The sequence below is a fragment of the Pelorhabdus rhamnosifermentans genome, assembly GCF_018835585.1.
Taxonomy (GTDB): Bacteria; Bacillota; Negativicutes; order UMGS1260; family UMGS1260; genus Pelorhabdus; species Pelorhabdus rhamnosifermentans.
The window spans coordinates 81,028-105,287 of the sequence record NZ_JAHGVE010000018.1; the positions used below are offsets into that span (position 1 = coordinate 81,028).

Annotated in this window: 27 protein-coding genes; 21 read left to right on the forward strand and 6 right to left on the reverse strand. The window is 40.6% G+C overall.

Annotated features, from left to right (window positions below; translation table 11 throughout):
- Nucleotides 1-21: 21 nt before the first annotated feature.
- From Ga0466249_RS18420 to gatB, 6 genes are all read left to right on the forward strand, one after another.
- The gene (locus tag Ga0466249_RS18420) at nucleotides 22-1,104 is read left to right on the forward strand and encodes a type II asparaginase (protein WP_215830944.1); all 1,083 of its coding nucleotides are present in this window, start codon (nucleotides 22-24) and stop codon (nucleotides 1,102-1,104) included.
- Between the two features lie 399 nt (nucleotides 1,105-1,503).
- Entirely contained in the window at nucleotides 1,504-1,737 is a 234-nt protein-coding gene (locus Ga0466249_RS18425) for a BRCT domain-containing protein (protein WP_312889797.1), read from the forward strand.
- Nucleotides 1,730-1,969, forward strand: coding sequence for a DUF1653 domain-containing protein (locus Ga0466249_RS18430; protein WP_215830945.1), 240 nt, complete (start codon nucleotides 1,730-1,732; stop codon nucleotides 1,967-1,969). Before Ga0466249_RS18425 ends, Ga0466249_RS18430 begins: the two co-directional genes overlap by 8 nt.
- Before the next feature lie 52 nt (nucleotides 1,970-2,021).
- A complete protein-coding gene (gene gatC, locus Ga0466249_RS18435) occupies nucleotides 2,022-2,312 on the forward strand; it encodes an Asp-tRNA(Asn)/Glu-tRNA(Gln) amidotransferase subunit GatC (RefSeq protein ID WP_215830946.1) in 291 nt (96 codons plus the stop codon).
- Between the two features lie 13 nt (nucleotides 2,313-2,325).
- Nucleotides 2,326-3,783 carry an Asp-tRNA(Asn)/Glu-tRNA(Gln) amidotransferase subunit GatA gene (gene gatA, locus Ga0466249_RS18440; RefSeq protein WP_215830947.1) on the forward strand — a complete coding sequence of 486 codons (1,458 nt, stop codon included), beginning with the start codon at nucleotides 2,326-2,328 and terminating at the stop codon, nucleotides 3,781-3,783.
- A 2-nt stretch (nucleotides 3,784-3,785) separates the two neighbouring features.
- Complete coding sequence (gatB, locus tag Ga0466249_RS18445; RefSeq protein WP_215830948.1) at nucleotides 3,786-5,222, forward strand: Asp-tRNA(Asn)/Glu-tRNA(Gln) amidotransferase subunit GatB; 1,437 nt, start codon at nucleotides 3,786-3,788, stop codon at nucleotides 5,220-5,222.
- Nucleotides 5,223-5,606: 384 nt separating this feature from the next.
- Here the strand turns inward: gatB and Ga0466249_RS18450 are convergent, their stop codons facing one another.
- Complete coding sequence (locus Ga0466249_RS18450; RefSeq protein WP_215830949.1) at nucleotides 5,607-5,945, reverse strand: helix-turn-helix domain-containing protein; 339 nt, start codon at nucleotides 5,943-5,945, stop codon at nucleotides 5,607-5,609.
- 291 nt (nucleotides 5,946-6,236) lie between these two features.
- On the opposite strand from Ga0466249_RS18450, the gene Ga0466249_RS18455 reads away from it, so the two are divergent.
- Nucleotides 6,237-7,298: a PocR ligand-binding domain-containing protein gene (locus Ga0466249_RS18455; RefSeq protein ID WP_215830950.1), complete on the forward strand. Its 1,062-nt coding sequence runs from the start codon at nucleotides 6,237-6,239 to the stop codon at nucleotides 7,296-7,298.
- A gap of 24 nt (nucleotides 7,299-7,322) precedes the next feature.
- Entirely contained in the window at nucleotides 7,323-7,781 is a 459-nt protein-coding gene (locus Ga0466249_RS18460; RefSeq protein ID WP_215830951.1) for a chemotaxis protein CheW, read from the forward strand.
- Between the two features lie 91 nt (nucleotides 7,782-7,872).
- On the opposite strand, the gene Ga0466249_RS18465 is transcribed toward Ga0466249_RS18460, so the two are convergent.
- Together Ga0466249_RS18465 and Ga0466249_RS18470 are read right to left on the reverse strand one after the other, a co-directional pair.
- A complete protein-coding gene (locus Ga0466249_RS18465) occupies nucleotides 7,873-8,433 on the reverse strand; it encodes a CBO0543 family protein (RefSeq protein WP_215830952.1) in 561 nt (186 codons plus the stop codon).
- A gap of 27 nt (nucleotides 8,434-8,460) precedes the next feature.
- Nucleotides 8,461-8,910, reverse strand: coding sequence for a CBO0543 family protein (locus Ga0466249_RS18470; protein WP_215830953.1), 450 nt, complete (start codon nucleotides 8,908-8,910; stop codon nucleotides 8,461-8,463).
- A 229-nt stretch (nucleotides 8,911-9,139) separates the two neighbouring features.
- Between Ga0466249_RS18470 and Ga0466249_RS18475 the strand changes: the two genes are divergently transcribed.
- From Ga0466249_RS18475 to rlmD, 8 genes are all read left to right on the forward strand, one after another.
- Nucleotides 9,140-10,978 (forward strand): spore germination protein, encoded by a 1,839-nt coding sequence (locus tag Ga0466249_RS18475; RefSeq protein ID WP_215830954.1) that lies wholly within the window; start codon nucleotides 9,140-9,142, stop codon nucleotides 10,976-10,978.
- Nucleotides 10,979-11,000: 22 nt separating this feature from the next.
- Entirely contained in the window at nucleotides 11,001-12,104 is a 1,104-nt protein-coding gene (locus Ga0466249_RS18480) for a GerAB/ArcD/ProY family transporter (RefSeq protein ID WP_215830955.1), read from the forward strand.
- Nucleotides 12,086-13,333 (forward strand): Ger(x)C family spore germination protein, encoded by a 1,248-nt coding sequence (locus Ga0466249_RS18485; RefSeq protein ID WP_215830956.1) that lies wholly within the window; start codon nucleotides 12,086-12,088, stop codon nucleotides 13,331-13,333. Before Ga0466249_RS18480 ends, Ga0466249_RS18485 begins: the two co-directional genes overlap by 19 nt.
- 16 nt (nucleotides 13,334-13,349) lie before the next feature.
- Nucleotides 13,350-13,511, forward strand: coding sequence for a hypothetical protein (locus Ga0466249_RS18490; protein ID WP_215830957.1), 162 nt, complete (start codon nucleotides 13,350-13,352; stop codon nucleotides 13,509-13,511).
- Nucleotides 13,512-13,553: 42 nt separating this feature from the next.
- Nucleotides 13,554-14,828, forward strand: coding sequence for a Ger(x)C family spore germination protein (locus Ga0466249_RS18495; RefSeq protein WP_215830958.1), 1,275 nt, complete (start codon nucleotides 13,554-13,556; stop codon nucleotides 14,826-14,828).
- A gap of 10 nt (nucleotides 14,829-14,838) precedes the next feature.
- Nucleotides 14,839-15,519 (forward strand): CPBP family intramembrane glutamic endopeptidase, encoded by a 681-nt coding sequence (locus Ga0466249_RS18500; protein WP_215830959.1) that lies wholly within the window; start codon nucleotides 14,839-14,841, stop codon nucleotides 15,517-15,519.
- Between the two features lie 188 nt (nucleotides 15,520-15,707).
- Nucleotides 15,708-18,113: a Lon protease family protein gene (locus Ga0466249_RS18505; RefSeq protein ID WP_312889798.1), complete on the forward strand. Its 2,406-nt coding sequence runs from the start codon at nucleotides 15,708-15,710 to the stop codon at nucleotides 18,111-18,113.
- 74 nt (nucleotides 18,114-18,187) lie between these two features.
- Complete coding sequence (gene rlmD / locus Ga0466249_RS18510; protein WP_215830980.1) at nucleotides 18,188-19,567, forward strand: 23S rRNA (uracil(1939)-C(5))-methyltransferase RlmD; 1,380 nt, start codon at nucleotides 18,188-18,190, stop codon at nucleotides 19,565-19,567.
- 52 nt (nucleotides 19,568-19,619) lie between these two features.
- Here rlmD and Ga0466249_RS18515 read toward each other — a convergent pair whose 3' ends face one another.
- From Ga0466249_RS18515 to Ga0466249_RS18525, 3 genes are all read right to left on the reverse strand, one after another.
- On the reverse strand, nucleotides 19,620-20,858 hold the full coding sequence (locus tag Ga0466249_RS18515) for a site-specific integrase (protein ID WP_215830960.1): 1,239 nt from the start codon (nucleotides 20,856-20,858) through the stop codon (nucleotides 19,620-19,622).
- A gap of 70 nt (nucleotides 20,859-20,928) precedes the next feature.
- Nucleotides 20,929-21,474, reverse strand: coding sequence for an ImmA/IrrE family metallo-endopeptidase (locus tag Ga0466249_RS18520; RefSeq protein ID WP_215830961.1), 546 nt, complete (start codon nucleotides 21,472-21,474; stop codon nucleotides 20,929-20,931).
- A 32-nt stretch (nucleotides 21,475-21,506) separates the two neighbouring features.
- Complete coding sequence (locus Ga0466249_RS18525; protein WP_215830962.1) at nucleotides 21,507-21,851, reverse strand: helix-turn-helix domain-containing protein; 345 nt, start codon at nucleotides 21,849-21,851, stop codon at nucleotides 21,507-21,509.
- 238 nt (nucleotides 21,852-22,089) lie between these two features.
- Between Ga0466249_RS18525 and Ga0466249_RS18530 the strand changes: the two genes are divergently transcribed.
- From Ga0466249_RS18530 to Ga0466249_RS18550, 5 genes are all read left to right on the forward strand, one after another.
- Nucleotides 22,090-22,284 carry a helix-turn-helix transcriptional regulator gene (locus tag Ga0466249_RS18530; protein ID WP_215830963.1) on the forward strand — a complete coding sequence of 65 codons (195 nt, stop codon included), beginning with the start codon at nucleotides 22,090-22,092 and terminating at the stop codon, nucleotides 22,282-22,284.
- Between the two features lie 63 nt (nucleotides 22,285-22,347).
- Nucleotides 22,348-22,566 carry a helix-turn-helix domain-containing protein gene (locus Ga0466249_RS18535; protein ID WP_215830964.1) on the forward strand — a complete coding sequence of 73 codons (219 nt, stop codon included), beginning with the start codon at nucleotides 22,348-22,350 and terminating at the stop codon, nucleotides 22,564-22,566.
- 16 nt (nucleotides 22,567-22,582) lie between these two features.
- The gene (locus Ga0466249_RS18540) at nucleotides 22,583-23,533 is read left to right on the forward strand and encodes a DUF3102 domain-containing protein (RefSeq protein WP_215830965.1); all 951 of its coding nucleotides are present in this window, start codon (nucleotides 22,583-22,585) and stop codon (nucleotides 23,531-23,533) included.
- Nucleotides 23,533-23,949: a hypothetical protein gene (locus tag Ga0466249_RS18545; RefSeq protein ID WP_215830966.1), complete on the forward strand. Its 417-nt coding sequence runs from the start codon at nucleotides 23,533-23,535 to the stop codon at nucleotides 23,947-23,949. Before Ga0466249_RS18540 ends, Ga0466249_RS18545 begins: the two co-directional genes overlap by 1 nt.
- Nucleotides 23,946-24,194 carry a hypothetical protein gene (locus Ga0466249_RS18550; RefSeq protein WP_215830967.1) on the forward strand — a complete coding sequence of 83 codons (249 nt, stop codon included), beginning with the start codon at nucleotides 23,946-23,948 and terminating at the stop codon, nucleotides 24,192-24,194. Before Ga0466249_RS18545 ends, Ga0466249_RS18550 begins: the two co-directional genes overlap by 4 nt.
- Nucleotides 24,195-24,260 lie beyond the last annotated feature (66 nt).

Consider the following 24,260-nt stretch of genomic DNA (forward strand, 5'->3'; position numbering starts at 1 on the left):
ATAACCATAGGGAGTGATATTATGAAAAGACGTTTACTATGTGTCCTTGTTACAGTATGCTTATTGATGTTCAGTTTACAGGTGGTTGTTTTAGCAGCAGATGCTCCAGCTAAGTTGCCTAACGTTGTCATTCTTGCTACAGGCGGAACAATTGCCGGTTCCGGCGCAACAACAACGACAACTGTCGGCTATACTGCCGCTACAATGCCAGTGGACAATCTGATCAACGGCGTGCCCGAGCTTAAAAATGTTGCGAATGTGACCGGTGAACAAATTTCGCAGATAGCCAGTGAAAATATGACAAACAAAGTTTGGCTGAAGCTGGCTAAACGAGTTAGCGAGCTACTGGCATCAGACAATGTCGATGGCATTGTCATTACTCATGGAACAGATACAATTGAAGAAACGGCCTACTTTTTAAATCTCGTCGTTAAAAGCGATAAACCAGTTGTTGTTGTGGGAGCTATGCGCCCACCAACAGCAATGAGCGCTGACGGCGCAATGAACTTGTATAACTCTGTTATCCTTGCTGGCAGTAAAGAAGCTGTTGGGAAAGGCGTTTTAGTTTGCATGAATGATGTAATCAACGGCGCTCGTGATGTAACCAAAACCAACACGGCTCTACTTGACACATTCCGTGCCCCTGAACTTGGTTACTTAGGTTATATGCAAGACAGCAAACCCCATTTTTACAAAGAATCAACGCGGCGCCATACAACGAACAGTGAATTTGACGTCACGAATATGACCGAGTTGCCACGTGTTGACATCGTTTATGGTTATGAAAACAACACTCGCGTTGGACTGGACGCTTTTGTCGCTGCTGGTGCCAAAGGGATTGTCCATGCTGGTGTTGGTGATGGTAGTTTATTTACTGAAGTAAAAGAAGGATTGATTGACGCCCAGAAAAAAGGTGTTGTCATCGTGAGAAGCTCTCGTGTCGGAAATGGCATTATTGCCCGTAACGGCGAAGCCAATGACGATCAGCTCCACTTCGTTGCTTCAGATACTTTAAACGCACAAAAAGCACGCATTCTGTTAATGCTAGCTTTAACTAAAACCAGTGATCCCACTGAAATTCAACGTATGTTCTGGGAATACTAAAGATTGCTGAAGGAGTCCGAAAAATTCGGACTCCTAGTAATCTTAGGAACTCTTGCCATTTTAAGTTTATCTTTTTACTTCTAGCCACTTTATGATTCTTTGTATAATATGTAATAACTTGAAATTATCATATTCCAAAGGAATGGTGGTCATGATATGATTCCATTTTTGGCCACTTTAATGTTCCAGTTATAATAGTGTAGCCCAATATTTATCGGCTGCGCTATTTTTTTTAGAATGATAATGCTAATTTTTGTAAAAATAGTAACATAAATCTGTCAGAGTCATCTTAGTGGTAGATTCTAGTACGAGGGGGTATTATAATGAATTTTGTAGCTATCGATTTTGAAACTGCTAGACGTGACCTGGCTAGCGTCTGTTCCGTGGGTATAGCGGTCGGTGGTTAATCAAGGTGTAATTTCTGAATCAACACGGATGGCCTTATCGCGAACGGAGGCCACCAAGGCCATTGAATTGGGCGGCGGAAAAGTCACAGGATCGGTAAGCAAAAAAACGGATGCTGTTGTGGCAGGTGAACAAGCTGGCAGTAAACTAGACAAGGCCCCTGCATTAGGTGTTGTTGTCATTGAGGAAGCAAAATTTAGCCACTGGCTGGAGGAAAAAAATGAGTAGCATAGAACAAGAAAAAATCAGGCCGGGCCGTTATCGGCATTATAAAGGCAATGAATATGAAATCATTACAGAAGTCACCCATTCTGAAACAGAGGAACAGCTTGTTTTATATCGGGCTTTGTATGGTGAACAGCGACTATGGGTTCGTCCTAAGGCCATGTTTTATGAAACCGTTGTTGTTAATGGACAGAAAATGCCGCGGTTTGCTTTTGTCAGGCCTGACATTCAGTGATTGTTTATGTTATAATTAACATTATTTCTACAAAAATTGGATGGTGAAAACAATGAAAATTACCGGCAAAGATGTCGAAAAGGTTGCCTTATTGTCCCGTCTGGAAGTTTCTCATGATCAGATTGATTTGTTTGCAAGCCAGCTGAATGACGTGCTTGATTATGCTGAAAGCCTCAATCAGGTTGATACAGAGCATGTCGAGCCTATGGCACATGTTTTGCCCATTCAAAATGTTATGCGTCCTGACGAAGTAAAGCCTTCGCTGCCGCGCGAAGCAGCGCAGCAAAATGCGCCTGAAGTGGAAAACGGTTACTTTAAAGTTCCCAAAGTGGTAGAAGATTAGGAGGACAAGTTAAATGTTATGGAAGAAAACCATTCATGAACTGCATGAACAGCTTGTAAATAAGGAAATATCGGCTGTCGAATTGACTCAGTCTGTATTGGGTCGTATTGATGCCGTGGAAAAAGATGTACAAGCCTATGTGACTTTGACACGCGAATCCGCTTTAGCTAAAGCGGCGGCTGTTGACGCCAAGATTAAAAATGGCGAAAATCTCTCCCCGTTAGCAGGGATTCCTTGTGCAATGAAAGATAACATCTGTACGAAAGATGTCATCACCACGTGTTCGTCCAATATGCTGAAAAATTTTGTGCCGCCTTATAATGCTACCATTATTGAGAAGCTGGCCAGAGAAGATTTTGTCATGACAGGTAAAACAAATATGGATGAATTTGCCATGGGGAGTTCGACAGAGACCTCGGCTTTTCATCCTACCCATAATCCCTGGGATCTAACGAAAGTTCCGGGCGGATCAAGCGGCGGATCGGTCGCTGCAGTTGCTGCGGGCGAGGCCATCTGGGCCATCGGTTCGGATACAGGCGGCTCCATTCGCCAACCTGCTTCTTATTGCGGTGTTGTCGGACTTAAACCGACTTATGGGCGCGTATCACGTTATGGACTGATTGCTTTTGCTTCTTCACTCGATCAAATTGGTCCTCTTACGCGCGATGTAACGGATGCGGCCCTTGTCATGAATGCCATTGCCGGCCATGACGCCAAGGATTCTACTGCGAGTCCGGCAGCTGTGCCTGATTATACGGCTTCGCTTGTCAAGAATGTAAAGGGTCTCAAAATTGGTCTGCCTAAGGAATATTTTGTGAAAGGCATGAATGCCGACGTTGAAAAGGCCGTTTATAAAGCTATCGACCAGCTCGTTAGCCTGGGTGCTGAACTTCACGAGGTATCGATGCCTCATACTGAACACGCTTTATCGGTCTATTACTTAGTAGCTCCTGCCGAAGCTTCTTCAAATTTGGCTCGCTATGTTGGCGTCGGATATGGTCATCGTACAGCAGGTAAAGATATTGTGGACATGTATAAAAAAACGCGCAGTGACGGTTTTGGCGATGAAGTCAAGCGACGGATTATGCTTGGAACCTATGTTTTAAGTTCAGGTTACTACGATGCTTATTATTTGCAGGCACTAAAAGTTCGCCGTCTTGTCAAACAAGATTTCGACAAGGCATTTGAAAAGGTCGATGTTCTTGTGACGCCGACGGCTCCTACAACAGCCTTTACACTCGGGGGAATCAGTGATCCCCTAACCATGTATTTGCAGGATGTTTGTACCATTCCGGTGAACTTAGCTGGATTACCTGGCATTTCATTACCTTGTGGATTTGCTGGTAATATGCCGATCGGTCTACAGATTATTGGCAAACCCCTTGATGAAGCAACGGTTTTACGTACGGCTTATACGTTTGAGCAAAACAATGATTACCACACGCGCCTGGCGTCGCTGGGGGAGGCATAAACATGACTTATGAAACAGTAATTGGACTGGAAGTCCATTCGGAACTCAAGACAAAAACGAAAATTTTTTGCAATTGCAGCACGAAGTTTGGCTCGGACCAGAATACGAATGTCTGCCCGGTTTGCTTGGGGCTTCCTGGTGTTTTGCCTGTACTGAACGAAAAAGTAGTAGAGTTTGCTATTCGTGCCGGTCTGGCTCTGAATTGCACCATTGCTCCCTTCAGTAAATTTGATCGTAAAAACTATTATTATCCTGATTTGCCGAAGAACTTTCAAACGTCGCAATTTGATCTGCCTATTGCAGAAAACGGTTATTTAGATATTGAAGTGAATGGTGAGACCAAACGAATTGGCATTACGCGTGTTCATATGGAGGAAGATGCCGGAAAACTGGTTCATGCCGGTACCATTACGAATTCTGATTATACTCTTGTAGATTATAACCGGACAGGTGTGCCATTGATTGAGATTGTATCTGAACCGGACATTTCCAGTCCCGAAGAAGCTAAGGCTTATTTGGAAAGGATAAAGTCCATTCTGGAGTATATTGATGTGTCCGACTGCAAAATGGAAGAAGGCAGTCTGCGGTGTGATGCCAATGTATCGCTTCGTCCTGTTGGACAGGAAAAACTAGGCACCAAATCGGAGCTTAAAAATCTGAATTCTTTCCGCGCTGTGCAAAAGAGTCTGGAATATGAAGTGGCTCGTCAGACGGAAGTACTTGAAGATGGCGGACGAGTTATTCAGGAAACGCGCTCATGGGACGATGCCAGCGGTGTGACTGCTTCTTTGCGTACGAAAGAGCAAGCCGATGATTATCGTTATTTTCCTGAGCCTGATTTGGTACCCATTATTACGAGTCCCGAAAAAATTGAATCCATTCGAAAAAGTTTGCCTGAACTGCCTGATGCGCGTCAGAAACGATTGATGGTGGATTATGGCTTGTCCTCTTATGATGCTGCCGCCATTACGGCTACGCGTGCCATGGCGGATTATTTTGATGAAGTCATGAGTCATAAGGTGGATGCGAAAGCCACAGCAAATTATCTTATGGGTGAAGTATCTAAATATTTGAATAATGAAAATCTATCTGTAAGTCAGTGTCCTGTGACAGCCGCTCACTTAGCCGGTCTCTTGGAACTCATCGGCAAAGGGACCATTTCCGGTAAAATAGCGAAAACGGTTTTTGAAGAAATGTGGAAAACAGGGAAAGATGCTGAAGCCGTTGTCAAAGAAAAAGGCCTTGTTCAGATCAGTGATGAGGGAGCCATCTTAGCCATTGTTGATGCTGTCATTGCCGACAATCCTCAGTCTATTGCCGATTATAAGGCAGGCAAGGAAAAAGCGCTTGGCTTCCTTGTCGGTCAGATTATGAAGCAGACCAAAGGACGGGCCAACCCAGCTATGGTAAATAAGATGTTACGAGAACAGATTAAATAGGTAGAGTAACTATCACAATAACATTATGTGAATCAAGAGGCTATGCTAAATCGTGTATTTAGCATAGTCTTTGTTTTTTCTGTAGAAGAATCAATCCCCTTCCCCATGTTCAGCTTACAGTCTGGCAAGTCAATAACCCGCATTCCCATGCTTCGGATTCTACGAGAACCGATGGTACTGCCGGTTATTAATTAATTCCGACTACCGTTACGGCCAATACCCTCAAGTTTTTCTTTAGGGTATTGGACCCATCCCGTAGTTGGCTGGTATCCTCCTACTCAATTAGGCATATTCTGTGCACATATAGTTATGAGTCGATAGTCGTCTCGGCGACTATCGACTCATAACTATATGTGCACTATATTTTTATTCTATATGAATGAATTATTTTTTTTTAGTGGAGTCCTCCGTATCTGATAGTAAGATTTCAATAGCCTGTTTTTTTTCTATTGGAAGATTTTTAAAAATTCCAAGTAATCTTAAATCCTCGCTTGAAATAACCAAGGTTGATTTTTGGAAGTCCGGCTGTTCGCCACTAATTAGCCAATCAGTAGTTACGCCATATAAATCAGCCAACGTTTTGAGTGTATAAGGATCAGGTGAGCTAACATTTTTCTCATAATTTGATAAGGTTTTATTGTTAATTCCTGTATAACCCTTTACTTGTACTTGTGATAATCGGGCACTTTCTCTTGCTTGCCGCAGGCGATCTCCTAGTCGCAATTGCTTTCACCTCCATGCACTCTATGATACAAAAAATCTAGTATAAAAAGGAATTAATCCAATAATCATAGAAAACTGGCATTGACTTCCAAGAAAATTGGAATTAAAATAAAGGAGTAAGTTTGTTAAAAAAAGAGGAGAAATGTCCTATTATGTAATTTTAATGTCTTAACAAATAGCTTGATGAGTATAGAATCAAGTTATTTGCTGAGACATTGGGTGAACAAGTTAAGCAGGTAAATTGTAAGACATTTTAAAATCGACCAAATATAGTTAGAAGGAGATAGGATAATGGCTGAATTGCAAAAGGTAAATGAAAAAGGTATCGGTAATGAGATTAATTTAGATCACCTTAAATTAGTCGATGTGATTGATCTGGAGTTTCTTCAGCAGTTTCAGGACGACTTTGCAAAAGGGGTAGGCTTGGCAAGTGTAACAGTTGATGCGGATGGCCATCCTGTTACCAATCCAAGCAGTTATACTCGCTTTTGCATGGATTATACTCATTCAACAGAATGTGGTGACAAGCGGTGTGCTGAATCTCATCGTAAGGGCGGTGAAGAAGCAGCTCGTACGGGTAAACCCGTAGTATATGAATGTCATGCCGGTCTTATTGATTTTGCGGCACCTATTCTGCTTGAAGGGCGATTGATTGGAACAATACTCGGTGGACAAGTTATGACAGAAGTTCCTGATGAAGAAAAATTCCGAAAAATTGCTGGAGAAATTGGTGTTGACGCCGATGGCTATGTTGAGGCAGTAAGAGAAATTCGTCAATTATCTAAGGAAAGTATTGCAGCAGCAGCAAACGTTCTGTTTACTGTTGCAAATAGCATGTCACAATCAGCTTATCACAAACTAAAATTACAAGCAGCCTCTGCAACACTGAGTGATGGAATTAGTCAGATATCTGCCACAATGGAAGAATTGGCTGCATCCGCTTCCAATGTGAGTGATACGCAAACGAATTTAAATGATGAAATCAAAAATGTGAATACAGTCACAGGAAAAATTGATGAAGTAATGGATTTTATTAAGGATATCGCTGATGAAACGAGACTCTTAGGATTAAATGCCGCCATCGAAGCTGCAAGAGCAGGCGAAGCTGGACTCGGTTTTGGTGTTGTTGCTCAGGAAATCAGAAAACTTTCCGATGATTCGAAACAGACTGTTGGTAAGATCAAAGAGCTTACGACAATTATAAAGAATTCTGTCGATAAAACAGTCATTATGGGGAATGAAACAACTTCAACGATTGAGCAGCAAGCAGCAGCCATAGAAGAAGTTACAGCGAGTGTGGAAGAAATTAATAGTTTAACAGATCAACTAAATACGATAGCAACGGAAAAATAATAGTGGTAAAGAGGGGATAATGATATGGCTAGTAGTCAATTAGTCGTATTTGCATTAGATGATCAAGAATATGGTATTGAGGTTTCTGCTGTCGATGGTATTTTACGTTCTAAGAAATTTAATATTCAGCTACTACCGGGTATGCCAAAAGAAATAGAAGGTATTATCAATTTGCGCGGGCAAATAAAATACATATTTAATTTAAGGATTAAATTTCATTTAAATGATGTACCGAGATCGGATCAAAGTAAATTTGTCATGTTGAATGTACATGACTCGATTTCGGGTTGGATTGTTGATGAAGTTACGGACATTGTGAAATTAGATGATGCAGATTTAGAACAAGCACCCGATTTTATCAGTGACTTTAATAACCATTATATTAAAGGCATTGGGAAAATTGATGAACGCTTGATTATTATTTTAGATCCGGAAAAAATTTTATCTCAAGAAGAAGTTGCAAGCATAGAGGCTTCTGCCTAAAGAAAAAAAATTACAATTTTAATCATTCACAACAAAAAGCTAGTGCTGGTATTTTACCTGTGCTAGCTTTTTGTTATATTCGTTTGGTAAGTTATTTTTCCTTCGTCCTATCTTCCATATCGATAATTATTCGGGTAAGCCATTTGCATGCAAGTGCTAGAACAATATAGATTGGATAAGAGTAATAATGTTTCCATGTAAGTAGCTGATAAAACCCCAGAAATGTCATGAGAGGTTCGGCGATGAATGAAAAAAAGGCAGAAGCAATAGCCATTACCCTAAAGAAGCTTTTCCAACTAGAAAAATATTGGTAAATAAGCATGTAGGTAACAGGTAGTAAAGCGTAGTCAATGGAGGTAAGCCGGGGAAGCATGGGGAAAACATCTAATGGATAATGCCACATAGATAGTACGAAACCCACTTCATCCAGCGTAATTGTAACTACCATGATGATTATCCCATAGAGGGACAATTCGACAATTTTCTTTTTTTCAACCAGTTTGAACCAGGCGATCCAAGGCATTATCAGTAATGCAACAAGAAGCCACCAGCGCCAAGTGCCAAAGCACTCTCCAAGCCAGTTTTCAATGCGTGCTTGTGTTAATTGCCTCACCATTTCAGCAAGTTGTTCATCCGATGGATAATTTGCCATAGTATGTACCTTTTCCTAAATTAGTCGTTATTTAAGTCTTTCAAGCCTAAAAACTTCATGAAATTTATAGAATGTCCAGAATAATAACCAGTCAGCGAGGTAAGAATACCAGATACTCCACCATTGTCGATAATACATATGGCCTGTAGCAAGGTGGATTTGTTCTACTAGTACGGCAAATGACGTCCAGGCAAACAAGTAGGTAAATAATTTGAGAAAAGTCTTTTTTCTGGGTAGCCACTGAATAAGGAGGTAAATAGCAACAATAAAAATACCGAGAGCATTGGAAAACTGTATCCATAAGGGCGATTCATTGCCGGTATAGCCCCATAATGGGTAAAATTCCACAAGTATGTCCGTGATTAATGCAAAATATGAAGCGAGAAAGCACACTGGGAAAATTTCTCGCCAACGGCTTTTATCGGCAAGTAATATCCATATTGTCCATGATAGGATGAAGCTGTTAGTAAAAAACATTGGGAGCTCCTCGGCGTTATTGCTGATCGCCATTGTTTAGTATATCTAGATATCTATTTTACGAGGCAGGAAAAGTTTTTATACAAACTAGGCTTAATAAATTACGGCGATGGATGTGTGTTAATTTTTCGCTGGATTTTACTAAAATAAATGAGATTGCACATAATAGAATCAAACGATTCATTGGGGCAAGGGGCTGGTTAAGATAGCAACTACCATTTTTCAAAAATTGCGGAATTTTTTTCAGAATCAAGTACTTTATCAACCCGTTGAGCAGCCATCTCGCTTTGTCCTTGATGAAAGTAAGGAAGATGATCGTTCTTCGGTACAAAGCCCGTTAGCATTTGATGAATTGAGTGAACTGGAGCGATTGTTACGACTGAGTCGCAGAGTAGTTACGATGATTGGTGATACACAGCATTATCTTCGTGGTGCTCACAATGAAAAAGAGTGGTCGTGTTTTCAGAATCGTTTCAATAACCTTAAAAAAGAACAATCAGAAACTGTTCCCTTGACACTGTCCTATCAAGCAGCTTTAGGTCCGAATAAGCTGCTTGTGAGTGCTAGTTTGGCTGAAAATGAAATCATTGTTGGAAAAATTTTTTCCATTGATTTGAATAAAGATATTGTCCTTAAAAAGTTTCAATTGGCTTCCCAGCCTGAATTTGGAGCCCTGCTTGTGTTTATTGATGGGATCGTTGACAAGAGAATTATCCATCAAACTATTTTAAAACCACTTATTTCAGCACAAGTGGCAAGTCATATAAAACTGCAGGGGTTAATGGCTAAGCATATTCAAGAAGTTATTCCGAACAGTCGAACTTCGCTTATCCGGGAATTCTCGGCACTTGAAGGTTCTATCAATGGAGGTGATGCGGTTTTATTTATTGAGGGCTGTGAGGAAGCCCTCGTGATCGAAGTGAGAGGCGGTAAACGCCGCGCCGTATCTACACCGCAGACCGAAGGTGTTGTGCGAGGCTCGCAAGAAGCTTTTACGGAAGTACTGCGTGTCAATACGGCACTCGTGCGTTCTGTGTTACGAACAAGCGATCTCATCACCGAGATGATCGTGATTGGCAAACGGGGACGAATGCAGTGCGCGGTCATGTATATCCAGTCAATTGCCAATGAGAAACTTGTTGAGGAAGTAAAACGCCGTTTGAGAGGGATTTCAGTAGATTATCTCGCCGATTCAGGAGCACTAATGCAATTGATTGTTGATCATCCTTATATTTGGTTTCCTCAATCGATTTCGACTGAACGGCCGGATCGGGTTGCGACAAATCTTACGGAAGGGCGGATCGCAATTTTAATGGAGGGAAACCCTTTTGTCAACATCGTTCCAACCGGGTTCGTATCTTTTTTGCATTCATCTGAAGATTCTACTTTGCCTGCTTTCTATGGAAGTATGATTCGCTATGTTCGTGTGATTGGCGCGATTTTTACGACCTTTTTATCAGCCGTATATGTGGCGCTCAGCACTTTCCATCAGGAAGCGATACCGACTGATTTGCTTTTAGCAATTGCTGCATCAAGAGAACAAGTACCTTTTCCCGCAGTGTTTGAAATCATGATCATGTTAATTGCCTTTGAATTGATACGTGAAGGTGGGCTGAGAATTCCAGGGATGCTTGGCCCTACAATCGGCATTGTTGGGGCGATTATTTTAGGTCAGGCCGCTGTTTCAGCTAAAATTGTCAGTCCACTCATGATTATCATTGTCGCAGTCAGCGGTTTGGCTTCCTATACGATACCCGAATATCGGTTCGGGATAGCGCTTAGAATTTTAGGTTTCATATTTTTAATCCTTGGATCTATTTTTGGTCTTGTCGGAATTGCCATTGGAATTTTACTTACCACAGCGATCTTAGTCAACATGAAATCCTTTGGAGTTCCTTATCTTGGCCCAGTTGCTCCGCGGGCTGATATGGGTAGTGATTTAATCGTAAGAGGTGAGGTTACAAATCAGACACGGCGGCCCGATAATTTAAACACCAAGGATCCGACAAGACAACCGCCAAATAGTAGACTTTGGTTGAATGAAGATCCAAGCGGGAACAATAAATAATATCAGGAAACAGGAGGATACTATGAGTTATCAAACAGGAACGATGGGTGTAGCTGAAGGAAGTGCACTCATATTTATTTTGCTTTTGCCACGGGTAACACTTAACGCTATGACTATAGCGCTTGGACAGATTGGGCAGATCACCTGGCTTTATGTGTTACTTCACGGATTGTATGTGGTTGTTACGGCTGGCATAATGCTTTATGTGCAATCCAAAGTCAAAGGCGATATTTATACCATGGCAACGACGTTATTTGGCAAAAAAGTCGCTTGTCTAGTCCTGTTTGTGGTTCTATTTATCTTTTTTGCCAATTCGGTTCTGTTGATCAGGCAATATGCTGAATATACGATTATTACGGCTTTACCTGAGCTGGATTTAAATTTGTCCGTTCTATTGTATGCCTTAGGCGGTTTGTTTACGGGCTATTTAGGTATCAGCGGTGTTACGCGCTGCAGTATCATTTTTATGCCCTTTTTAATTGCAGCTTTTTTGGGCGCAGCACTGATGGTTTATCCCTTTTATATTCCTTATCAATTATTGCCTTGGCAAGGCTACGGTCTTGGCCACTGTATTATGCAGTCTATTACAGGAAGCGGTTATGATTTTGGTTTTTTAGCTGTTTTTATTTTGGCACCGGCTTTTCAAAACACAAAAACGATTCGTCAGTCCTTGATAAAGGGCATTACTTCGTCTGTACTTCTAAAAAGTTTTTTTATGGTCGTTTATATTATGGTATTTGGTGTGATGGTAGGTTCTGAGAAAGCTACGCCTTTTTTCGAATTGGTGCGCCTTATTTATTTAAATCGTTTTTTTCAACATGTTGAAGCCTTGTTCATTATTGCCTGGGTCATCTTGGGTACGCTGGCAATTGCGGGCGATCTTTTTATTACAGCCTATCTTGTTGGGCGAGTACTTAATTTACCGATTATTCGGCCGATTATGCCTTGCTTGGCCATGCTAATGACAAGTGTGGCTTTGTTACCGGAGAATATTATGCAGGCTGTCAGGCTTGATAAACAGCTCATTTATTTAAACGATATTGCTGTGTACATGATTCCCCTGGCATTATTGATTGCTACTTTATCAAAGCAAATGAAGGGCACCTTATGGGAAAAAAGTTCCTAAAAGTTTTCGGGGTAATGGCTATTATGCTGCTATTGACTGGCTGCAACGGGGCGAAGGAAACGGATCAAATCGGCTATGTATTAATCATGGGATTAGATAAAGGTGAAGGGGATAAAATTAATGTCACTTATCAGGTTGCCAATCCGCTGGCTATTGGGGGACAATCTGAAGCGAGTAAGCAGACTTTTACCAGCCTTACCTTTTCAGTTTATTCGCTTGGTGAAGCTAGAAATTTGCTGAATTCGGTCATCGCTTTGACTCCAATGGTTTATCATGTGAAAGCCATTATTTTTGGGGAGGCGCTGGCTCGCAAGGGAATTGGTGATACACTAGGGCCTCTCATGCGCTTTCGGGAATATCGTGGTTCTAGCTTTATGATTGTTGTCAAGGGAACAGCAGAAGAATTTATTAAAGAAAATAAGCCGATTTTTAATTTGTCACCGGCAAAGTATGTCGAGTTGATGATGGGAAGCAGTAATGATGCCGGCTTTTATCCGGTATCTACGCTGCATAACTTTTATTTGCGTCTGAAGCAACATACGGCCTCTCCCTATGCTGTACTGGCTGCAACGAATGCTAAACAAGAAGAAAGCCTGAATCGTCCGCCCGATTCTCCACTGCCAGAGCGTAAAGAACAATCGCATACTTCTGGAAATATAAGTCGGAAAGGCGGAAGTACGCTGGAATTTGTTGGGACGGCTCTGTTTAAGGGGGATAAAATGGTTGGCATGCTTGACAGTAATGAAACAAGAGCGCTCCTGATATTATTAGGAGATTGCAATGAAGGACATATTTCTGTGGAAGATCCGTTGTCGCCTAAGCAGCAAATCTCGCTGCGGTTAAGGGCGCGAGAACGTCCGGAAATTAAAACGCAGATCGTAGATAATCGGCCCGTCATCAAAATTAGGCAAAAGGTTGAAGGGACAGTAACAAGTATTAGCAGTGGTATTAACTATGAGAGCAAAGAATACCAGAGATTACTTGAAAATCGGCTTACACAAGTCCTGACAGAGGATATGAGCCGCTTAATTAACGCATCGCAAGAAGTAAATAGCGATGTAATTGGATTAGGTTTTTATATGGCGGGAAACTTTCAAACGATGCAACAATTAGAGGAATTTCAGTGGTCAGACCGCTATGCCGATGCTGACATTGATGTTGTAGCGGAAGTAAAGATTCGAGGGTTTGGATTGATGTGGAAAACAAATTCCATTCCAGGAAAAGAATAGAAGCGAGGAAGTTAGTATGGATTATATCATATTGTTCTTGGCTGCACTTAGTGCGCTACATGCCTATTCATATGGTAATTGGCTGCGGAAAAACAAACAAACAGTTGCATTTTTTGTTATTGCTTTATGTGCGGTTATTAGTTTAGTGTTGCCGCTTTATCATATTTATTCGAAATGATTGATTATTCTTGTACTAGCTGGAGCAGAGGGGGGAGAAAAAATGCGAAAATGGCTGTGTTTGTTGTTGCTGCCTTTCATCATGTTCGTTTCAGGTTGTAACGGCGCACACGAAGCAGACCAGCTAGCTTATGTAGTAGCAATTGGTCTTGATAAAGGCGAAAATAATCATATTATTGTTACCTATCAACTTGCGATTCCTCGACAAATTAGTGGTACAGGTGGAAGCGAAAGTGATACAAGCAGTAGCAGCGAGGGAGCCACAAAAAGCTTTGTTAATATTACCCTATCAGCTTTTACTATTGCAGAAGCAAGGAATGAACTGAACTCCGTAGTGGCGTTGCCAACGGTAGTTTATCATTCCAAGATGATTATTTTTGGGGAGGGACTTGCCCAAAGTGGTTTAGGTGATATTATCGGGCCGCTATTCCGGTTTCGGGAATACCGCGGGACCATGTATGTTGCTGTAACCCAGGGGAGTGCTCAAGAGTTTTTAGAGAAAAACAAGCCGGCAATTACTAGTTCAACAGCGAAGTATTATGAATTAATGCTGCAATCGGATAGCTTATCAGGCTTCTTTCTGTCGAGCACACTGCATAAATTTTATCTCGGAATGAAGAACTATGGCAGTGCTCCTTATGCCGTATATGTTGGTGCCAACCCGAAAGTAAAAGCTGAAAAATTGTCCCCTGATACAAAGCAAAAGCCTGAAGGTTATCTAGAAGTACCAAAAGTGGCTGGAGAAATTAGTCGGATCGGCGGTGATGCTGCAGAATTTCTCGGTACGGCCATTTTCGCTGGCGATAAGATGGTGGGGCTGCTTGATAGTCATCAAACTCGGCTGGTTAGCCTGTTTTTAACCCGGCTTGCTTCAAGTTATATATCCATTGAAGATATTCACCCGGCCGCCCCAAAAAAAGGAATTAATTTGCGCTTTCGGGCTTCTGGGCCGCCGGACGTTCAAACTGAGATTGTTGAGGGGAAACCGATTGCTCATATACGCTTAAATCTTGAAGGTGAAATAACCAGTGTTGCTAGCGGCATTAATTATGAAGAACCGGAATATCGGGAAAAATTAGAGAAACGGCTGTCGGAATTATTTACGCAGGAATTGCAGGGCCTTATTTATTATTTACAGGGCTGTAATAGCGATGTTCTATCAATTGGTGATTATTTTTGTCCGCATTTTTCTACTTTTCCTGAGTTTATTGATTTTGATTGGAAAGGAAAATTTAAAGAAGCGCAAATTGATGGGGATGTTCAGTTCAAAATTAGACGGACGGGACTGCTTTGGAAAACCAATCCCATTGAGGAATGAGGAGAATGTGATGGATGAATTAAGAGCCCGTTGGAAACTACGCGATGTATTTGCTGTCTATTTTTTGCGGCTAGCCTGCGGTTTATTGCTTGTACGATATATCTTCCCAAGCACTTGGTCGACGTCTGCTTGGGTTGTTGAATTAGCTGATCGGTTGGTAGTCCTTGGGCTTGTCTATATTGTTGTCAGGCGTGAAGGCAGCAGTTGGCAGGAAATCGGTGTAAAAAGCAAGAAATGGGGTTTACAAATTGGCTGGGGTCTTTTAGTCGGCATCTTGTTGCTTGGCGTGAGCATTTATTCCGAAAAAGTCTTTACGACGCTGCTTTTCGTTTCGCCAAGTCAGCATCCACTTGTTTCCCTCGTAGAAGCAGCTTATTCGTGGCAGGATTTAGTTGTTCCTTTATTTCTTGCTGGCTTTGCGGCACCAATTACAGAAGAAGTTTTGTATCGCATGTTTACTTTTTTGCCCCTTACGAAACGCTTTGGCGTTACACTCGGTTCCCTTGGCAGTGCTGTGATTTTTGCTGCCATGCATTTTAGTATTTTTTGGCTGGCTGAAATGGTGGTTGTCGGCGTTGGATTGGCACTGCTTTATTATAAAACGCAGTCTCTTGTGAGCGCAGTTGTGGCTCATTCCTTTATTAACACAAGCAAAATTCTCATGATATTTTTGGGTATTCCCTTAGTATAAAATTGGATTTGTTTGGAGGAAGTTATGGACTGTGCAACGAAATGATTCAAAAATATACTTTGGTGAAAGTTATCATCATGAATACCTTTGAGTTGAAATAAGATACTAGTAAAGCGACGGTTGAAATTAGGCACTTGTAGGACGAAATTTTGTTTAAATGATGAAAAAGTCGATGTAGAGGGGGTTGCGTGCGCGTGAAATGCCAGGAACTATCTACAAAACAACTTCGGTTTTATTGTGATGAAAGCCTGTTCGATTTTGCGACTACAGCGGATGTCCCAGAGCCTCATGAAATGATCGGACAAGAAAGAGCTGTTAGAGCTGTTCAATTTGGTTTGTATAATAAAAATCCCGGTTATAATATTTTTATGTCCGGTCTTGTTGGCACAGGTAAGATTACTTATGCTAAAAATGCTGTGCAGCAATCAGCAAGTAAACAGTCCATTCCTGATGATTGGTGCTATGTGAATAACTTTGAAAATGACAGTCAGCCGCTAGCTCTTTCTTTGCCGCCAGGCATTGGTACCCGGTTTCGTAAAGATATGAAAGATCTTGTCGATAATTTAAAAACAGATATATCCAAGGTATTTAGCAGCGAAGATTATGAATCAGCGCGTAAGTCACTTTCAAAGAAATTTCAAGAACAACGTGCCGCTTTGCTTGATGCATTTAATGAGCAAGCGGAGCAGGCAGGAGTTATGCCGCAATGGTCGAGTACGGGTTTTGTGGGACTGCCTGTTGTTGAGGGTAAGCCTGTTACGCCAGAGGAATATCAAAAACTGGACAAGGAACAAAAAGAGGGCATTGAAAAAAAATTACTTGCTGTTCATGATCAGGCCATGGAAGTTGTAAGACGCTTGCAGCATATTGAACGAGATGTACGGGAAGAGTTAAAACAGCTTGATGAAAAAGTGGGTCTTTATGCAGCCGGACATTTAATTGAGGATTTGCATGAAACTTATGCAGGCAATAAGACCGTAGCAGCCTATTTAGAAGCTGTTCAGCGCGATATTGTGAAAAATATTAATGATTTTAAACCTTCTTCAGGCGAGGAAGAGAATAATCCTTTCGCCATGTTTAAACGCAGTCCTGATGTGAATCAAAAATATCGCGTCAATGTACTTGTGGATAACAAAGATACGCAAGGCGCACCTGTGGTTGTTGAAATTAATCCGACTTATTATAATCTTATTGGTCGCGTTGAATATGAGACACGCATGGGTGTTGTCCATACCGATTACACCATGATTAAGCCAGGCGCACTTCATCGGGCCAATGGCGGTTATCTTATTTTACATGCCCGAGATATTTTAAGTAATTTAGGAGCCTGGGAAGCGCTCAAGCGGGTGCTTAAGACGAAGAAACTGCCGATAGAAAATCTCGGTGAACAGTATGGTATGCTTGCCATGGCCTCGCTGAAACCAGAGCCCATTGATCTCGATGTCAAGGTTATCCTTGTTGGCAATCCCATGCTTTATCATCTGCTTTATTCTTATGACGAAGATTTTGGCAAGCTCTTTAAAGTGCATGCCGATTTTGATACGCAAATGGACAATAATCCTATGAATGTAAAAAAGCTGGCAGGTTTTATTAGTTCCACAGTAAAACGCAAATCACTTAAAGATTTTTCACGATCTGCGGTGGCACGCATGGTGGAATATTGCAGCCGTTTGGCTGACAGTCAGACCAAGCTTACAACACGGTTTAATGAAGTCGTCGAAGTGATTTGTGAGGCGGATGCTTGGGCTAATCTTGATAATAGTCCGCTAGTAACAGATCAGTATATTAAGCAGGCCATAGAGGAAAAACGTTATCGGTCAAATAAATATGAGGAAAAATTGCAAGAAATGTTTGCTGAGGGTAAACTGCTCATCGATACAGAAGGGAAAAAGGTTGGTCAAGTGAATGGATTGGCTGTGCTTGCAGTTGGAGAATATATGTTTGGCAAGCCTTCTCGTATTACAGCCAATACGTATATGGGTAAATCAGGTGTCATCAATATTGAGCGCGAAACAAAGATTAGCGGTTCTAGCCATACGAAAGGCGTACTCATTCTGAGCGGCTATATTGGTGAAAAGTATGCTCAGCAGCAGCCGCTTGTGTTGACATGCAGTTTGACGTTTGAACAACTCTATGAGGGAGTTGATGGTGATAGCGCGTCAAGTACCGAACTTTATGCCATTCTTTCCAGCTTATCAGGTTTGCCGATTCGACAGGAGATTGCTGTAACAGGTTCAGTCAATCAGAAAGGCGAAGTGCAGCCCATTGGTGGCGCTACGCAAAAAATCGAAGGGTTTTTTACTGTTTGTAAGCTTAAGGGTTTAACAGGCAGTCAAGGCGTTATGATTCCTTATCAAAATATCAATAATTTGGCACTCAATGATGAAGTAATTGAGGCCGTGAAAACAGGAAAATTTCATATTTATCCCATTCACACCATTGACGAGGGAATTGAAGTATTAACAGGTGTCCCAGCGGGTGACATTCAGTTTGATGGTACTTATCCGCGCGGAACAGTGCATCAGCTTGTTAGCAAAAAGTTAAACGAGTATATCGAACAATTCATAAAAATAACTAAAGATGATGATAAATAGCAAAACAGCCGCAGAGAGATTACACAGGTCTCTGCGGTGCTTTATTGAACGGAAAAGGTGATGGTAACGTGAAAATAGCTAAAAAACCGCCTGTTCAGCGGGGGGAAGTAGTATCAATTGATATTCATGGTCTGGGGCATAGTGGTGAAGGCGTGGGGAGAGTAGAAAATTATACAATTTTTGTACCAGGGGCATTGCCTGGGGAGACTGTTTCAGCCAAGATTCAGGAAGTGAAAAAAAACTATAGTAAAGCCAAGTTAGTTCGCATTATTGCAGCGTCGCCTGACAGGGTTGGCGCACCTTGTGCTAATTATGAGGCCTGTGGCGGCTGTCAGTTGCAGCATTTGCGTTATGAATCGCAGCTTGATAAGAAACGCGAAACAGTTGTGGCTGCTGTAGAGCGAATTGGAAAACTAGATCATGTCATCATTCAGCCTACGCTTGCGGCTGAGAATCCCTGGCATTATCGCAATAAGATGCAATTGCCTATCGGACAAACAGAGCACAACCTTGTTGTAGGTTGTTATGCTATGGGAAGTCATGAGATTGTGCCGATTGACAACTGTCTCATTCAACATGAACTCAATAATCGAATTGCCGCTGTTTTACCAACGATTATGAGAGGATTAGACCTTTCTGCTTATGATGAAGTGAGTCATCAAGGCGTGTTGCGATATATTATGGGGCGGGTAGGCGTTGCAACAGGCAAGGTCATGATTGTCATTGTTACGGCGACAGACAAGTTGCCTAAACAGCAGCAAATAGTAGAGAGAATAATTGAAAAAATTCCTGCTGTCACGAGTATTATTCATAATGTCAATCAAGCGCAGACAAATGTTATGTTAGGTCGTAAAAATCAAGTTATTTGGGGAAGCGACCATATTACGGATCGTTTAGGTGATCTTGCATTTCAAATTTCGCCGCATTCATTTTTTCAGGTTAACACCCTTCAGGCCCAAGTACTTTATGGACAAGCTTTGAAATATGCTAGTCTGACAGGAAATGAGACAGTGATTGACGCCTATTGTGGTACAGGGACGATTTCGCTGTTTTTAGCACGTCAGGCGAAAAAAGTCTATGGTATTGAAATTGTCGAACAGGCCATTTCGGATGCCATGGATAATGCAGAAGCGAACCATATAACAAATGCTGAGTTTATTGCAGGCGATGCGACAAAAGTGATGCCGAAGCTTTATCGCAAAGGAATTAAGCCGGATGTGATTGTTGTAGACCCTCCGCGTGCTGGTTGCAGTGTTGCCGTACTGGAAACTTTTGCAGCCATGCGGCCGGAACGTATTGTTTATGTATCTTGTAGTGCCGCCTCGCTTGCGCGTGATCTGGCCTTGCTTGATGAGCTGGGGTACAAAACAAAGGAAATTCAACCGGTAGATATGTTCCCGCAGACGTTTCATGTAGAGTGTGTTGCTCTTATTGCTAGGAAAATCGGTAGTTAGAGGTAATAAAAATATCAATCCAGGTTGATTTGCCCACCATTTGCCAACACAATTATTTTTTGGTTGGCAAGGATTGATTCGCAGCCTTTTCAAATATATCGACAGATTGCTCAGCCATCTTTTCGGTGGCATGGGTGTAAGTTCCGAGAGTGGTTTCGATGTTGGCATGCCCAAGCCGATTTTGTACGTCTTTAATATTTGCTCCATTTTCAATTAAGGTTGTTGCATGAGTGTGTCGCAGCGAATGAAAATTAAATATTATCCCCAGTTCATAATGGATTACCTTAGCAGCGTATTTAAATGAATCGGGGGTAATCATTTCCCCATTTTCTTTTGTACAAATCATATTAATTGGATTCATAGCGCTAGCATTGATAGAAATTTGCAATGAGTGGATTCTTCTTAATTTTTGGTCATTGATTAATTCTTCAACTTCATACTGCTGGATAAAGTATTGACCATATTTTAGACGGTTTTCTGTTTGCCATTTTTTGTGCTTTTTTAAATCAGTAAGCAAGGTTTTTCCGATTTTAATATTTCTTACGGAGGAAGATGTTTTTGTTGATCCAAAATACCAATCCTTTTCACGTTTGTAAATCAATTTGTTAATATCAATTGTTGCATTTTCTAAATCAATATCGTCCCAGGTCAAGCCCATTACTTCCCCAATTCGGCAGCCCGTATAATAGCCAATCATGAGGGGAATGTGAAAGGTTGATCCTAGAGGAAAACGTTCGATGATTTGGCTAAAATCATCGTTTGAAATAACTTTATGATCAATTTCACGCTTAGAATGGTCATATTTTGGATATTTGACATATTGCATTGGCGTATCCTTAATGAATTTGCAGGGGTGGACGGCATATTTAAGTGAGCCATTAAGGACAGTTGTTATGTTCATTAAATGATTTTTACTATAACCGCTTAGATATTTACCATTGATGAACTCTTGTAAAATTGCGGGTGTCAATGACTTTAACTTGTAAATGCCTAAGGCTGGTTTAATGTGATTTTTGATTATAAGTTCGTAACAAGTTTGAGTGTTGTACTTACAGTTAATAAGTACGTAGTTCTTGAACCAGTAATCCATATAATCCGAGACGGACATTTCACTTGGCTCAAAATGTAACCCTGCATTATTGTATTCCTGTAGTGCGATTCGTAAGGCTGCTTCCGCGTCTTTTTTAGTTCTTCCGCCTACTCTTTCAATTCTTTTCCTTTTACCATCAACATTGGAAGCTTCAAAACTATAATACCATTTGTCACCACGTTTTCTGGTATGACCTTCCATAGCATACTCCTTTCGTTTAACTTATGTTATTTAAAACACAGCTTGTCCTTTAGATGGGCTGTGTTTTTTATCATTTATAAGCTGCTGCAGTTTGTTCAAATGACTTTTTTTCTGTCGCAAATATATTTTCAATCCTTTCTCTGGTACATAAATGCAATTCGTCCAAGCGATTAATTAAGGCTTCCCAAGAAACGCCGAATCCATTTTTATACTGACCGATTTCTCTAACTGATGTAATAGGCATATTTACATATTTACATATTAATGGTTCTGGCATTAAAAAATTTGTTGCAAATATATCCGCTTCTCTGTTTAAAAGCCATAATTGCCGATCGGAAAGGTAGTTTGTATCAAAATCTATAAAATGATTCAAAACAATATGACCTAATTCGTGAGCATAAGGAAAATTGCCAATACTACCAGCTAAATCTCTATTAATGAATATTTGATATTCATGCCCATCGTATCTGCAAAAGCCAAAATCATTTCTTGATTCTTCACAGAAGCCACTAAAATAAAACAATCTACCATATTGTTTTAGTATAAGTTTTGCAGGAACTTCAGGCGATGTGATTTTAAAATTATCTAAAATTGAATAAGCCGTCGAACGTGCCATCGAACCTCTTACTCTGACAGGAACCAATAGTATCACTCATCCTCTATAGCCGTTTCGATAATTCTTGCAATAAGACGCTCTTTTTCGGGCGTTATTTTTTTACCATCGCGGCGAAGTATTTTTACTACATTAGGGAATTGTTTATCAAATTCACGCTTGTCACCTACTTGGTTAATAGAATTTGTTCCTGCCAATATAAAATCGGATGAAACACCTAAAGCTCTAGCTATATTATGAAGATTATCCAAACCAGGATTTCTTTTTCCGCGTTCTATTTCAGAAACAAATGAGACAGAAATTCCGGCAGCATCAGCCACTTGTTTTAAGGTGTAACCTCTTTCATTTCTAAGCGCTTTTATTTTCAATCCAATGTTCATACAAAACCCCTCTTATAGATTATTCAATGATTTAAGTATATTATTTTACACTCACAGTGTAAATATTCACTTGAAGTGTAATTTCAAGTAATGTTACGATATAAAGAGATTAGCTCTGTTATTCTAATTAAATCGCAGTAAATCACCAAATTTAGATATATTCAGCACTTTATTTTTAACTTATAGTGTAATAATATTTACACATGAAGTGTAATCAAGAAAAAAAGAAGGTGAAAATATGTCACTATCTGAGACGATAAAAGCAAAAAGAAAAGAAAAATGTTTATCACAAACAGAACTTGCCTTACGTATCAATCGCAGCCCTCAATTGATTTGTGATATTGAAGCTGGGCGGAAAAATCCCAGCCTTGATACATTGGCCTTGTTAGTAAAAGAACTTGCTTTTTCATTAGATGCAATTTTTTTTAAATAAAAATTACACATACAGTGAAATTAAAGGTAAAATGTTTTTCTTAAAGTGTAAAGGGAGGTTTCTATGAACGAAGATATTCTCTACACAGTTAAGGAGGTTGCAAAGCTAATTAAAACAAATCCCGCCTTTGTGTATAAACTTATTAACCGTGGCTACTTACCAGCATTGAAACTAGGTAGTTTTAAAATAAGACGTGTTTCGTTAGAAGAATTTTTAAAAAAATATGACGGATATGACCTAAGTAATTTAAATACGGTTGTCAAATTGTCAGAGCAATCATAGAAAGCAAGGTGATCAAATGAACGAACCAGCAAACACGGTTGACACTCTAACAGTCGAAATATTGATTCTGAAACAGCAAACCGCGCAGAACATCATTGAAATTGGTAAGCGGTTGAATCAAGTAAAAGAGCAGTTGCCGCATGGTGAGTGGCAAGAGTATTTAGAAACAAAGGTTGATATTAGTTATCGTAGTGCTGTAAGACTTATGCAAGTAGCTAGAGAGTTTTCAAATGTGCCAACGTTGGCAGGTTTGCCGTCATCAAAAGTATTTGCGCTGCTGGATTTACCGGAACCAGACCGTGAACCATTCCTATCCGAACCGCACGCCCTGCCAAACGGCGAAACAAAAACAGTTGATGAAATGACCACACGTGAATTACAGGCCGCTATAAAAGCCCGTAAGGAAGCTGAAACCCGAGCACAGGAAGCAGAAAAAGAAGTCAATAGATTGCAAAAAGTCGCACTGACTATTTCGGCAGAGAACGATGGGGCTATGGAAGCCGCTATGAAATTAAAAAAAGATAACTCAACCCTTAATCAAGCCAATAAAGTCCTTGAGCAAAAACTAAAATCAGCAGGCGATCCAATTATCGTTGAGCAGCCTGTGCAGGTTGTACCTCCTGATTACGAACGCATTAAACGCGAAAATGCTGAGTTCAAAGCAAGGCAACAAAACATGAGTTTACAGCAATTAGCTCAGGTTGATGAAAACTACCAGCAATATCTAAAGTCCGAAGCGGAAGAGGAAAAAGCAGCCAAATTAGTACATAAAGTTTTAAGTGCGCTACTGGATTTACCAACTGGTCTGGAAATAGAAGAACTGGCAAGATGTTATTTAAAATTTTCTCCTGCTGCTGTGACAGATGAGATTACAGTGACTTGCGGGGAAATCGAAACAGGCATTGATAGGCTGCAAAAACTCAACAGTGCTTTAAAAAGCGTAACTAAATTAAAGGCGGTGAAATAATGGCTAAAGCAAAACGAAAAAGTATTACAAGTTTTCTTGAAGATCTGTTCCGGAGTAATCCAAGTCTATCTATTGATGAATTAACCAGTTATGTTCAGACGTATGTGGAAAGACCTGATGTAAATAAATTAATTCGGCAGCATTACCGTAATATTACAAATCGGGTGATTCGCACAATTCACAATAAAAACGGAAAACGCCGTGTATATGCGGATAAAAAATTAGATGTGTATGTTGATGTCGAGCATGAAAACGATATTGATCGTTTGAAACGAATACGCAAAACTTTACGATATCAATCAAACGGGAATGAGTCTGCATACAAATTGGTTACTAAGCGACTAGCTGAGTTATCCGGGCAGACAGTATTGGATTTTGAGAAAAACAATCCGTGTGAGAAAGATGTTGTTGGATGAAGCAATTGGAAGAATCGAAGTTAACCAGAGAATTAAATGAGGCTAAAGCCTTGATTGCAATAATGAAGCCCATTGTAGATGGTGCAGTCGAATGGTCACAGGTTAAAGATGGAACTGTTAATTATCCGGATTATGTAAGCGTAAACAAACCGTCTAAAAATCAGTATTTATATGGTATGTGTGTAGAACTTGATCTTTATAATTCCGTTAAAAAGTACGCTAAAGTGGACAAGCAAAGGAGGTGAAAATTCATGAACGAAGGCACAGAAAAAAACGTCACTACTGGTAATAGTGACGAGGCAAATTTCAAA

Excerpts from the sequence above, each read along its gene's own strand:
- Ga0466249_RS18520 (WP_215830961.1), bottom strand. The coding sequence starts at position 21,474 with ATGGCACGTTCGACGGCTTATTCAATTTTAGATAATTTTAAAATCACA.
- Ga0466249_RS18455 (WP_215830950.1), top strand. The coding sequence starts at position 6,237 with ATGGCTGAATTGCAAAAGGTAAATGAAAAAGGTATCGGTAATGAGATT.
- Ga0466249_RS18470 (WP_215830953.1), bottom strand. The coding sequence starts at position 8,910 with ATGTTTTTTACTAACAGCTTCATCCTATCATGGACAATATGGATATTA.
- Ga0466249_RS18485 (WP_215830956.1), top strand. The coding sequence starts at position 12,086 with ATGGGAAAAAAGTTCCTAAAAGTTTTCGGGGTAATGGCTATTATGCTG.
- Ga0466249_RS18545 (WP_215830966.1), top strand. The coding sequence starts at position 23,533 with ATGGCTAAAGCAAAACGAAAAAGTATTACAAGTTTTCTTGAAGATCTG.
- Ga0466249_RS18535 (WP_215830964.1), top strand. The coding sequence starts at position 22,348 with ATGAACGAAGATATTCTCTACACAGTTAAGGAGGTTGCAAAGCTAATT.
- Ga0466249_RS18430 (WP_215830945.1), top strand. The coding sequence starts at position 1,730 with ATGAGTAGCATAGAACAAGAAAAAATCAGGCCGGGCCGTTATCGGCAT.
- Ga0466249_RS18515 (WP_215830960.1), bottom strand. The coding sequence starts at position 20,858 with ATGGAAGGTCATACCAGAAAACGTGGTGACAAATGGTATTATAGTTTT.
- Ga0466249_RS18465 (WP_215830952.1), bottom strand. The coding sequence starts at position 8,433 with ATGGCAAATTATCCATCGGATGAACAACTTGCTGAAATGGTGAGGCAA.
- Ga0466249_RS18525 (WP_215830962.1), bottom strand. The coding sequence starts at position 21,851 with ATGAACATTGGATTGAAAATAAAAGCGCTTAGAAATGAAAGAGGTTAC.
- gatA (WP_215830947.1), top strand. The coding sequence starts at position 2,326 with ATGTTATGGAAGAAAACCATTCATGAACTGCATGAACAGCTTGTAAAT.
- gatB (WP_215830948.1), top strand. The coding sequence starts at position 3,786 with ATGACTTATGAAACAGTAATTGGACTGGAAGTCCATTCGGAACTCAAG.
- Ga0466249_RS18490 (WP_215830957.1), top strand. The coding sequence starts at position 13,350 with ATGGATTATATCATATTGTTCTTGGCTGCACTTAGTGCGCTACATGCC.
- gatC (WP_215830946.1), top strand. The coding sequence starts at position 2,022 with ATGAAAATTACCGGCAAAGATGTCGAAAAGGTTGCCTTATTGTCCCGT.
- Ga0466249_RS18480 (WP_215830955.1), top strand. The coding sequence starts at position 11,001 with ATGAGTTATCAAACAGGAACGATGGGTGTAGCTGAAGGAAGTGCACTC.
- Ga0466249_RS18500 (WP_215830959.1), top strand. The coding sequence starts at position 14,839 with ATGGATGAATTAAGAGCCCGTTGGAAACTACGCGATGTATTTGCTGTC.
- Ga0466249_RS18550 (WP_215830967.1), top strand. The coding sequence starts at position 23,946 with ATGAAGCAATTGGAAGAATCGAAGTTAACCAGAGAATTAAATGAGGCT.
- Ga0466249_RS18530 (WP_215830963.1), top strand. The coding sequence starts at position 22,090 with ATGTCACTATCTGAGACGATAAAAGCAAAAAGAAAAGAAAAATGTTTA.
- Ga0466249_RS18540 (WP_215830965.1), top strand. The coding sequence starts at position 22,583 with ATGAACGAACCAGCAAACACGGTTGACACTCTAACAGTCGAAATATTG.
- Ga0466249_RS18420 (WP_215830944.1), top strand. The coding sequence starts at position 22 with ATGAAAAGACGTTTACTATGTGTCCTTGTTACAGTATGCTTATTGATG.
- Ga0466249_RS18495 (WP_215830958.1), top strand. The coding sequence starts at position 13,554 with ATGCGAAAATGGCTGTGTTTGTTGTTGCTGCCTTTCATCATGTTCGTT.
- Ga0466249_RS18460 (WP_215830951.1), top strand. The coding sequence starts at position 7,323 with ATGGCTAGTAGTCAATTAGTCGTATTTGCATTAGATGATCAAGAATAT.